This window comes from Stieleria neptunia (assembly GCF_007754155.1).
Classification (GTDB): Bacteria; Planctomycetota; Planctomycetia; order Pirellulales; family Pirellulaceae; genus Stieleria; species Stieleria neptunia.
The window spans coordinates 10,047,841-10,059,870 of the sequence record NZ_CP037423.1 but is presented as its reverse complement, the minus strand read 5'-3'; the positions used below and the strand labels follow the sequence as shown (position 1 = coordinate 10,059,870).

Genomic DNA, 12,030 nt, shown 5'->3' with positions numbered 1-12,030 from the left:
TTTCAGAGGACCGTGAACCTCCGTCGATGCGGGTCCGCACGGACCATTTCGGCCAACGGCCGTTGACATCCGTAGCCTAGGGCAACGCCCTAGGTCTCGGGTCGCGACGGGTTTGGTATGGCCAACGGCCATGGGCAATCATTGTCCTCAATCCCACACGTAACGTTCGTCATATTGAATGTCGTAACGCCGTAAAAAATCACGATACTCTTCCTGGAACGTCTTGACGCGGTGATGTTCCTCCTGATTGCGAATGTAGGCTTCGACGGCGGACCGATGGGGTGGCGAAACTGAGAAAATTCCGTATCCGCGTTGCCAATAGAACTTCGAATGTTTGCCGCCGAACGTTTTGATAAACTTCGAAGATTCCCGTTTGATTTCTTCGCTAAAGTCCTTCGCCGCGTGAACGCGACCCATTTCAAACAAGAGGTGGACATGATCGGCGACTCCACCGACCAGCGAGAATGACGATCCCATATTGCGAACCGTTTCGGCCAAATAGGCGTGCACACGGTCTCGAACGGAGGTGTCGAGAAACGGGTAGCGGTCTTTGGTGCTGAAGATCAGATGAGCATACAGACAAGCGTGCGATTGGGGCATGAGTCCCTCCTTAAGTGAACAAAAGGTGGTGGTTCGAGGGCCCTCTCGAGTGCTGTCATTGAACCATGTGTATGGCCGTTGGCCAACCCGTATTTCCGTGGTCGCGTTCCTGGGGCGTTGCCCCAGGCTATGGGTATACATGGCCGTTGGCCAATAAGCGTGCCGTTGGCACGGGATTGGACGAACGGTTTGTCCGGGGGTCGTGAACCTCCGCCGATGTCGGTCCGACCGGATCGATTCGGCCAACGGCCGTTGACATCCGTAGCCTAGGGCAACGCCCTAGTCTCGAGAACGCGACGGGTTTGGTTTGGCCAACGGCCATGGACAATGCGTTGGCGACCGATGGTGTTGTGCATGGCCGTTGGCCAATCGGTCCACTCGCGCGTCGCATTCCTGGGGCGTTGCCCCAGGCTATGGGTCTGCATGGCCGTTGGCCAATGCGTGCCGTTGGCACGGGATTGGACGAACGGGGCGTCCGAGGGTTGTGAACCTCCGTCGATGTCGGTCCGCACGGATCGATTCGGCCAACGGCCGTTGACATCCGTAGCCTAGGGCAACGCCCTAGGTCTCGAGAACGCGACGGGTTTGGTTTGGCCAACGGCCATGGACAATGCGTCGTCGACCGATGGTGTTGTGCATGGCCGTTGCCCCATGCGTGTGGGTTTAACCGTGACCTACGATTGATGACGGTTCGTCTATACCCGCCTGAATGGAAAGTCTCGTTCGATGGTTCGTTTGATCAAATCAATTTTGACGATTGTTGTCGGCACGGTTCTGTTGATTCCGATCGTGTTGGCGGGGTTGAAGGCGACGGGCAATTTGCCCCGACCGTTGATCGACCGCGCGGTGAACCATCTGCCGATCGAATTGACGTCGGCTGTCGGTTTGCGGTCGGCCGATCCGGTCGTGCTCGGCGAGTGGCCGCCGGTTCGCGGTGACAAATTCCCTGACCTGGTTCTGACCGATCAGACCGGCCAGACGGTTCACCTGTCGGATTTCGCGGGCAAGATCATCTTGGTTGAATACGCCGCGATCCCCTGTCAGGGTTGCCAGGCCTTTGCCGGCGGAAAACAACACGGCGCGTTTGGTCACCACACGGTGCAGTCGGGATTGGAGTCCATCGAACATTACGCCCGCCAATATGCCGGGGTCACACTCGGCAGCGAGGATGTCGTGTTCGTTCAGGTCTTGCTGTACGGAGACTCCGTGTCGGCCCCGACGCAGGCTGAGGTCGCAGGGTGGGCCGAGCACTTTCAGATGGATCGCGAGGCGAACCAAATCGTGCTCCGCGGTGATCCCTCGATGCTCAGCCGCGAAACCTATGAAATGATTCCGGGGTTCCACTTGATCGATCGTGATTTCGTGTTGCGTTCCGACTCATGCGGACATCATCCGCACGATGATCTGTACAAAGATCTCTTGCCGATGTTGCGGACGTTGGCGCGGTAGCTGTGTCCTGGCGGTCAGACGTCCGCATCAATCTAGACAGCACATCTTAAACTTTGCCGAATTGGCTCAACCGGCCGCGAAAACGCTTGCGAATCGTTCCCGGGGGGCTTCATACTGATCCCCATTCGTTTGCTGTTCTACTTCGTGGGGATCTCCGTGACACGTCCATTGTCCCATCGCGCGCCGATCACACCGCTCGCTCGCACCGTCGGGCTACTCTGCCTGCTCTCGATCTTGATTCCGCTATCGCTCGGCGCCCAAGACTCGGATGAACTTTCCAATCGCGAACGCATCGCGGCGGATCGTTATCTACAGGTGTTGCTGCGTCGGCCGCGTCCCGGTGTGGCATTGGATCGCGTGTACGGATACCACGTCCAAAACGATTCGCTCGACGAACTGGAAAAACAACTCTCTGATCCCCAGGCCGACGACGCGGGTCAGCGTCAGATGGTTTGGGGATTGGTTCAATTGCAGCGCGGTCGTGCGGCGGAGGCGGCACAGGTTTTGACGGCAGCGGAATCAACATTGCCCGACGATGCCGCCTGCAGTTTTTATCTTGGTCGCGCCTACTTGGCGGTCGGCCAGACCGAGCAGGCGGCCGCCGCGATGGAACGGGCGCTCGATCGCGGGCCTTCACGCGTCGAAGCGCTGCCGATGTTCACGCAACTGGGGCGGATTTACAGCCGCGCCGGCGAGCGGGAGAAGTCCCTGGCGGTGTGGACCCGGTTGGAACAACTGTTTCCCGGCGACACACGGGTTGGCAGTCAAATCGCGCGGACGCTTGCCGAAGAAGGCAACTATGACGAAGCCTTGCGGCGCTACGAACAACTCGCGAAGACTTCCAAACAGCCCGATGAAAAAATCGCGATGGCGGTTCAGGCTGCCGAAATGCGACGGCGACAGGGAAACGCCGAAGAGGCGACCGAGCAACTGGAATCGATTCTGGCGCGGTTGAATCCCGGCAGTTGGCTGCACACCGACGTTCGCAACCGGATCGAAGCCGGCTTTTTAAAGTCGGGTGACTACGACGCCTTGGCGGACTACTACCAACAACAACTTGCCGATCGGCCTGATGACCTGGCGCTGCAAACGAGATTGGCGCGGATCCTGATCACGGCGGGGCGGCTGTCGGAAGCCAAGACGCTGTTGGATGCGGTCGTCGTTCGTGCACCGGATGATACCGAAGCGCGATCGACGTTGATCGATGTGTTGATCCATCAAAACAACGTCGCCGAAGCGGCGAATCAGTTTCAGGAACTCGCCAAACGCGACGCGGACAACCCCGATCACCTGGTGCGTTGGGGACAGGTGTTGTTGGAGGATGCGGAGACGCCGCTTGAAGAGCGGCGCGACGCAGCGGCGGACGTTTGGTCACGGCTGGCCGACACCCGCAGCGATGACGCGGTGACGCTCTCGCAAGTCGCCGACTTGATGCGTGGCATCGACCGCAGCGACGACGCGATCGAACTGTATCGCAAATCGATCGAGCTGGATCCCGCGTCGCCCCAGTATCGGGAGTATTTGGGCGAGTACCTCCATTCGCTCGATCGCAAGGACGAAGCCGTTGAAGTCTGGCGGTCGATCGCGGACGGTGATCGCCGCGGTCGTGAGTCATTGGTCCGATTGGCCGAAGTGTTTGGGGCCTTCAAGTTGCCGGGGCTGGCGCTCGACGCGTGGGGCGAAGCCGCTCAATACGATCTGACGTTTGCCCAAGAGCTACGCTACGCGGCAAAGCTGACCGAAGCCAAGCAATACGAAACGGCTCTGAAACGTTTGGACGCGGCGGCGACCATCGCCGAAACGCCGGATGAACAAGAACAATTGCTCAAAGACCGGATCGCGGTGTATCAGGCGTCGGGGACGTTGGAGCAACAGATTCGTGATCTAGCGGCCGAGCCGGAGTCCGCCGACTCGCTGCGAACGTTGGCGTTGATGCACGGTGCGGCCGGCGATCTGGTCAACGCGGAACGCTCGATTCAACGAGCGCTGAAGATGGCACCGGACAACACCGACGTGTTGCTGGTTGCGGCTGATCTTGCCGAACGTCAGAACCGGTTGGGTGACGCCGCGGGGCTATTCGAACAACTCGCCACGGCGGACAGTCGGTTCCGGACCAATTACTTGCAACGTGTGGCCGGTCTGCAAGTGCGATTGGGACAGACCGATCAAGCGATCGAGACCTGCGAAGCCGTCATTGATGCCAATCCGGCCAGCCCCGAATCGTATCAGTTCTATGCGCGAACCGCGTTTGGCGTCAATCGAGACGAAGAAGCGATCGCCGCACTGCGCCGCGCGATGACGGTCGCCCCCCGAGACAACTCGCCGCGACGGATGCTGGCGAGTCATTTCGCCGATCGCTATCGCACCGACGAAGCGATCGAATTGTATTGGCAGGCGTTCGGCTATGAAGTCAAGCTTGATGACAAAATCAATGTGATCCGGGCGCTCGCCCCGCTGTACGATCGCAAGACAGACCTGCAGACGTTGCTCGGTCGAATCGAAGAGATCAACCGCAAGGACGGCAACGCCCGAACGACCAGTCTGATGGTCGCGGCGGCTCACGAGTCGGTTCAGGACTTCGGCGCGGCGATCAACGCGATCGATCAGTTGCTGGCCGTCCAGCCTCGCGACGTCGCCTTGTTGGAAACGATGGTGCGGCTGGCTGATGCGGCCAACGAAGTGGAACAGGCGGCGGAGTACCAAAAGCGGATCACGGAACTGGCCAACACGCCGGAGAATCGTTTCAAGCTGGTGGAGTATCAATTGGAAGCCGGCACGATCGATGTCGCCCAGGCGCTTTCCCAGCGGTTGTCGTTTTTGTCGGATCCCTCACGGCTGGGCGGCATGGTCCGTTCGGCGGCGCGACGCGGCGATCTAAAAACCGCGCGGGCGATCTGTGAAGAGGCTCTGCGAGCCGACGAGAGTTTGTGGGATATCAAGCTGTCGCTGGCACAAATATTGCTGTTGGACCGAAGCGAAAAGGAAGCCGATGCGAACCGCGAGCGGGCGATGCAGTTGGCCCAGCAGATTCGTGCGGCCGACGTGCCGATGGATGCCCCGGCACCGACGCGACGCAAAAACACGGTCACGCGGTCGGCCGTCAATCCATTGCCGGCCGGCTATCAATCCAACCCGATGTACTGGAGCCAGTCTTCGTACCAGCTGGCCCAGATGTTACGCGTCGGCCGATACGCCAACGCCTCCTATTCGTATTCCACACCCACGGCGACGCTCGAACCGACCTCATTCGGCCATGCCCGTGTGATCGCCGCGTCGTTGATTTTGATGAATGAAGCGATTGGCAAACCGGACGATCAGGTCGGCGACGCCGTGCAGGCAAAATTGGATGCCGAATTTGCCGTCCAGGACTGGGAATCGATCACCGATGCGATGGAGATCTGGGAGCACTTCGCGTTGATGAACGTGATCTCGTTGGTCAGCAATCAGCCCGTTTCCGGTCCGTTCGGCCCCTTGCCGTCCAACCTGTCGGGGGCGGCGAAAGCCAAAGCGGAGGCGTTGCGCCAGAATCAGATGAAGATGATTTGGCGGCTGGCCGAAATCGATCCCGCGTATGGCATGACGCCGCTGTTGCAGCTCCTTTCTCAGCGGATGATGTCCGATGCAATGCCTGCCGAGCGGAAACCGGACATGACGCCGCTTGCCGCGCACGAGCTAGAGCTTCTGGCCGCGATCAACAAGCGTGTGCAAACATCGGGAATGGCGTCCACGGCACTGATGGGGGCTCCTCCCGGCGCGGCCGAAATGATGATGCAGGCGATCCTCGGTCACGAATTCAAGTTGGCCGGCCAAGAAGAAACGGCCGCCCAGTTCGCACCCGAGCCTCCCGGTGCGGACGCCAGCTATGACGAAATCGTCGGCGCGATTCAGTTTTATCTGCGTCTGGGAAAACCGGAGCAAGCCGACGGATTGGTCAAGCAACTGTTGCCGGCGGCACGACGTGAAAAGCCCAAGGCACCGGTTCAGGGATTCAGCCCCATCACACAAGTCATGATGGGCGGCGGCGAGGCTGCCCAAGCGTTTAGCGAACGGCACGAGCAGGCGATGGTCGACGCCGTGATCGCGGGTTGGTCCAAGTCGACGCTCAATGCGGCCAGTCGCTCGACGACACTCGGCGATGGCTACGTCAATACCTACGCACAGACCGGAAGCGGCGGGTTTCGGTCGGTCCGGATTCGTGGACCGCTCTCGCCCCGGTTGCTGGATTCAACACTCGCACAACAGGTGCTGGCCTTTTCCGCCAGCGACAGTGATGGGTCAACGAGCCAAGCTCAAACGCTCAGCGGCCAACCTCAAACGCCGACGCTCTCGTCGGACCTGATCCAACATCTGCAGACCCCACTCAGCGACGCACCGCCGGAAGAACGGAAGACGCGGCGGGTCGTCGCCGCCTATGCCCATTGGTGGGCGGATCGACCGCAGAAGTGTTACGAACAGCTGGTCGACCTGTGCACCGAATTCCCCGGCGATGTCGACTTGCAAATTGAGCGTGCCCGTTTGGCGAGCGAGCTGAAACAACCCCGTTTGGCGCTTGAGACGCTGGATTCCTTCAGCCCGCTGGACAGTCGCATGCTGGTCCGCAAGGAGATGGCGGCGATGAATCTGGCGGCCGAGATCGGGGACACCGAGCGAGCCAAGGTTGCCGCCGAGCGGTTGTTCGGCATGCGGTTGGACGTACAGATGCAACTCGCCTTGGCCGACCAGCTGAAACGATTGGGGTTGAATGATCAAGCCAACGCGATGCTGGCGCGGACCCGTAGCGGCCGCGTCCGGGATGAGAACACCGAGCTGCAGATTGCACGCGCGTTTCTTTCCGCGGGGGACAAAGAGGCCGCGGCCGAGGTCGCCTATGCGCTCATGCGACGACTTTCCTCCGGCCGGTCCCAACGCAGTAATCAGTCGTATTATCAGCAACAAGTCGTCTCGATTCTGCAGTCGGCCGGCCGGTTGGAGCCACTGATCGAGCGTGCCAAGCGACGTGTCGAATCGTCGCCCAAGGCGATTCGCCCGAAGCAGGAGTTGGCGGAATTGTATGTCGCGGCGGGGCGCAGTGACGAAGCCAACCAGGTCTGGGAAAACCTGTCCGAGGACGTGCCGGTCAACGCCGCGCAAATGATCGCTCGCGCCGATGCGATGGTCAAAGCGAAACGAAACGCCGATGCCGTCAAGTTGTACTTGGATGCCTTCGAGAAAGATCCCAGTCGGTTCAACAACGATTACTACAAGATGAGCAATGCCGCGCGGTCTGCGGGGGAAGAGACGATCGACGAAATGTATCGTCGGCTGATCAAGATCCCGGTGGCAAGTATTCCGACGTATCGGATGGACGAATTGGCCCGGTTGGGATCGCGGAGCACGTTGAGTGATGCCAAACGGAATTTCATCGCGCACCTATTGAAATCACCCGCCGCCCAGACACAGGTCTACAACATTGTCCGCAATTTGCCGGAGGACCAGCGCAAACAGATTCCGGAATACCGCGAGGCGATTCTGGATGCCGTCTGCAGCAACGACGCATTTTCAGCCAATTCACAGCTGTGGAACGTTAACAGTCGCAGCAGCGGAGGGTATGCGATCGGGCCGCTCGCGGACACGTTGGCGATGATTCAAGCCGACGCGGACGCGAATCAAAGGTTCCGTGAGTCTGCAGAGATCGCGAAAGAGATGGAGTCGTACAAGCTGGGGGCGACGTTCCTGTTGGCACTGCTCGACACCGGGAAAGCGGAGAAGGTGGCGGACAGTCTGGCGTCGATGCGGGCTTGCATCGAGCGCGAGCCGGACGACTCCTCCAAAACGCCGACGGTCAGTTCCGGGCTGTTGTGGCAAGCCGGTCAGGTCCTGGAAAACGTCGATGGGGTGCCCGCCGATTTTTTGATCGATCTCTATCAAGAGGCCAAACGAAGCACTACCTCTTCGAGTAGCAGCCCGCAGTACACGTTGGATCATCGCTTGATCGAAACCTATAAAAAGGCCGAACGATTCGACGATGCCCGGACGCTGTTGTTGGAACTGTATCGCGTCACCGATTTTTCGAGCCAGAATCAGTACAACCCGGGATATGGTGACTATCAGCAACTGCAGTTGGATCAGTGGGTTGCCGAGCAACTGCTTGCCTGCAATTCACCTGTCGACGCCTTGATCATTTATCACGCGGCTTTATCCAAGCCCGAACGTTTTGACAGTGCGCGGCGTTGGGGCGGCAGTCGCAATTCGAAGGAAGCGTTTCAAAACGGGGCGGACACGGCGGCGGAAAAAATCACCCCAGAGGTCGCTGCAAATCATCTGATCCGCCAGCTTGAGGCTTGGGAGAAGGACGTGGAATCCAGCCCGGTCGAGTTGATGGAAGCGTCGGCTGATACGATCCTGACCTCGGACGCTCCGTCCAGTTTAGGGCTGGCGATCCGCGTCGCAGTCGCGGACGAGAAAGCCCGGGAGTCCGTCAGAGCGTTTGCCGAACGAGTGGGCAAGCTGGCCGAGCTTCACAGCGCATCGTGGCAATTGGCGGCGCTGCAACTGATGACGGCCTGTTACCTGGAGGATGATTCCACCACCAAGCTTGCCAAGACGTTGTTCGAGCGTTTGCCGACTGAAACAGAACTCGTCAACAAGGGCGATCAGGTCGTCGACCGCGTCAAGACCACCGCACTGTTTGATCTGTATCCGGTCGCGCGGGCGGCCAGTCGATCGGACAATCAAACCAACCAAGAGATCGGCGCGCGATTGGTCGACTACCTCAGCAAGGTTGCCGAATCCGCGAATGACTCATCGATCGCGCTGGCGCTCGCGGAAATCACTGGAGACGCGTCGCAGGCCATCTCCCGGATCTTGGATTTAATCACCGCCCAGTCCGCACCGGATGCGCCGCTGTCGCAATCGTTGGTCGATCAATGCTTGCAGGTCGCCAAGGACGCCGCCAAGGCAGGCGAAATCGACACGTCGATGCGGGCATTGCAACTGGCGCTTCAAAACGGTCCCCCGCTGCGAAAGCTTTCCACCGGCGGCGATGCATTTGCGATTACTGCGTCACGCAGTCAGCCGACGTTCAACTCTCGCGAACAGCAGACGGAAATGGATCTGTTGGCCGCCAAGGTTTCCGCCGTGACCGATGCCTTGTCCCAAGCGATGGGCGTTCCGTTTGAATTCAAACTCAGTTCCTACCAGACCGATCGCGACCGTCAGATCGATCGCCAAGCGATGGGCCGCGTGGCCGATGCCTACCTGGCGATCTTCGCCCCGGCCAATCGGCCCGACACGGTTTTCAACTATTCCCAAAAGATTGCCACGTCGTCTTACGATCGGATTCGGTCCGACGATGACATCGTCGTCTCCTCGGCATCGATGGTGTTGGCGACTGCGGCGGCGGCCAGCGGTCGGGCCGACGAGGTCGCCGCGACGCTGGAAGAACGTTTGGGATCGGCCGATGAAAACGCGGAATTGTCGATCGCGTTGGTTCAACTCGCCTTTGCCGCTGGAAACATGGAGCGTCTTGCCGCGTCGTTGGATCGCTTGATCGCCGCAATCGACAAACAGCTTCCTCCGCTGGGGCAACGCCCCACGGGCACAGGGCCGGTGACGACGATCACCAGTCAGATGGCCAGTGAATCGCAAAAGAAGTCGGAAGTGGTTGATCGGGTGATGCATGCCATCTGGCCGATCCTCGCGTCTGACATGATCAACGCCGCGAAAAACACTGGTGGTGAAAGCCTGGTAGATGTCACAACAAAAGTCGGCGAATTGTCGCGACGCACCGAATCGCTGATCGGTTCTGATGGCTACACCGCTAACCGGCACCGCGAAATCCGGCGGCGACTCGCGCTCCGGTACGTGGCCATCGCCAAAGCCAGCGGCGATCGTCAAGTCATCGACGACTACATCCAATCCGAGTTGGAAACGATCGAGACGCAGGCCTACCCCAGTGGCGTCGACCTGCAAGATTACAAGCGGCGGGCCCTGGAGCGGTTGACCGTCAGCATGATCGATGACGGGTTGACCGAGCAGATGGATCCCGTTTTCCGCCGATCCATCCTCGAGCATTTCACGACGCAGCGAAATTATTCCAATCGGTTTGAATCCCATGTCTGTCTGGCGATTTCGCAGTTGCCCGCCGACAAACGAATCCGGCTGTTAGAGAATTTGGCTTTCGGCCGCGACGGCGATGATCCGATCGCATCGTTCGACGCGTTGGTCAGTTACGAAATTCCGCCGCCGCTGGTGCGGAGGCAACATCCGCTGCTCGATGCAGTCATCAATCTGCCCACCAGCACCGAAGACTACCCGGTTGTCAATTCGCTGGTGATGTTGATCGATGACGCGGTCGCTGCGGGGCAAACCGAGTCGATTCTTGAGAAACTGCAGCGCAATCGAAAGACGGTCGGGGATGAAGCCGATATGGCGGCGGCGTTGTTGAAATTGGCGGCGGCCAAATCGAACGCTGACGAAACGGCTCCGGTGCTGAAGGAAATCGAGCCGACGTTGCGTGCGGTCGGGGATCGATTGGCCAAGAACCTTCCCAAGCAGAACGACAAAGGTCTTTGGTTCCCGGCGTTGGAGACGCATTTGATCGTTCGCGCCTTTGAAGCAGGGCTGCCCGTGGCGATTGCGGAACCGATGATTCGCAATGTAAAAGTTTACGCGGTTCGCGGACAGCGGAACTTTATGATTTCCGCCGTCGCCCGCGCGTCGGCAAAGATGGGCGTCGGTCGGGCGGCGGGCGGGACGACGGATTCACCGTTGGAACATTTTGACGTCGTTCCCATCTCCGCTCGCTATCGCGGAGACAACGTGCTTTTGCCGCCACTCTACGCCGTCGGTCCCGACGGCTGGATCAGCGGGACCAGCGGGTATGAACAGTCGCACCTGATGTTCAAGTATCCGCTGAGCGGTTCGTTCACCTTTTCGGCGGAGATTCAAGACGGGGGCTGGGGCGAAGCAGACATCGCCTATGGAGGCGTGATCTACCAAGGCAACGGATGGCAACAATCGGCCAAAATTTTGGGGATGGGCAATCGTGGGCAAGTCGAGTTCAAGGTCGGTTCGATCCGCCAGGGCAAGCCGAACGTCGAAGCGGTTGCGGTTTCTGACGACCGGGTTGAAGCGTTGTGCAATGGCGAGCCCTACGTCAGTGACACGGTGACGGGATCGTACCCCTTCGTCTCGATTCATCACCACAAGTATCGCACGGCGACGCATTTTCGTGACGTGCGATTCTCGGGGTCACCCACGATTCCCGATGAAGTCAATTTGATCGATCCGACCATGCGTGGTTGGGGCGTGCTGACGCGCGGCAGGTCGATTCCAAAGATGTTGCTCCCGATCGGACCGAAGCAAAACGAGCAATCGATTCTCAAGTTCCGCAAAAAGATGGAGGCTGACTTGGCAAAAGGTCCCTTGCCGAACGGTTGGAGTGTGCGTGAAGGACAACTGCACTACAACGGCAAGCCCGCCGATTCGAGCAGCCGCGCGTCCGAGTCGGCCAGCCACATCGAATACCTGCGACCGATTCAGGACGGGGAGTCGATCGAGATCGAATTCTATTGGAAGAGCGGAGAAACGGAGTTTTCGCCGACGATCGGGCGGACGGTGATGCGGTTGGGGGCGGAAGGAACGACGCCCGATTGGATCATCGCCAATGGGGACTTGGCATCCGTCGGGTTTGTCAATGTCGCAAACCTGGACCCGCCCTATTCGGCGATCGCACCGGACAACGTGCCGAAGAATGAAGCTTGGAACACCTTGGTGATGTCACGCGAGGGCGACCAATTGGCGCTCACGCTGAACGACCAACCGCTGACGACGATTCCGGTCCGAGGCCACGAACGACCGGGCATTTATCGTCACGAGAAGTGTGACGTGACCGTTCGCACGATTCGATTGACCGGTGACTGGCCCGACGAGGTCCCGGCGGAGTTGATGGGGCGGTAGCGGAGGGACTCGTTCCCAGGCTCCGCCCTACGCTGTGAACGA

At 59.5% G+C, this 12,030-nt stretch carries 3 protein-coding genes; 2 read left to right on the top strand and 1 reads right to left on the bottom strand.

Going from position 1 to position 12,030, the window contains the following annotated elements; genetic code table 11:
• Positions 1-147: 147 nt before the first annotated feature.
• A complete protein-coding gene (gene tnpA, locus Enr13x_RS34680) occupies positions 148-600 on the bottom strand; it encodes an IS200/IS605 family transposase (RefSeq protein WP_145391488.1) in 453 nt (150 codons plus the stop codon).
• Positions 601-1,326: 726 nt separating this feature from the next.
• On the opposite strand from tnpA, the gene Enr13x_RS34675 reads away from it, so the two are divergent.
• Positions 1,327-2,049, top strand: a complete 723-nt coding sequence (locus Enr13x_RS34675; RefSeq protein WP_145391486.1) for a redoxin domain-containing protein — start codon at positions 1,327-1,329, stop codon at positions 2,047-2,049.
• 156 nt (positions 2,050-2,205) lie between these two features.
• On the top strand, positions 2,206-11,988 hold the full coding sequence (locus Enr13x_RS34670; RefSeq protein WP_145391484.1) for a tetratricopeptide repeat protein: 9,783 nt from the start codon (positions 2,206-2,208) through the stop codon (positions 11,986-11,988).
• The last annotated feature ends 42 nt before the right edge of the window (positions 11,989-12,030 follow it).

Excerpts from the sequence above, each read along its gene's own strand:
- Enr13x_RS34675 (WP_145391486.1), top strand. The coding sequence starts at position 1,327 with ATGGTTCGTTTGATCAAATCAATTTTGACGATTGTTGTCGGCACGGTT.
- tnpA (WP_145391488.1), bottom strand. The coding sequence starts at position 600 with ATGCCCCAATCGCACGCTTGTCTGTATGCTCATCTGATCTTCAGCACC.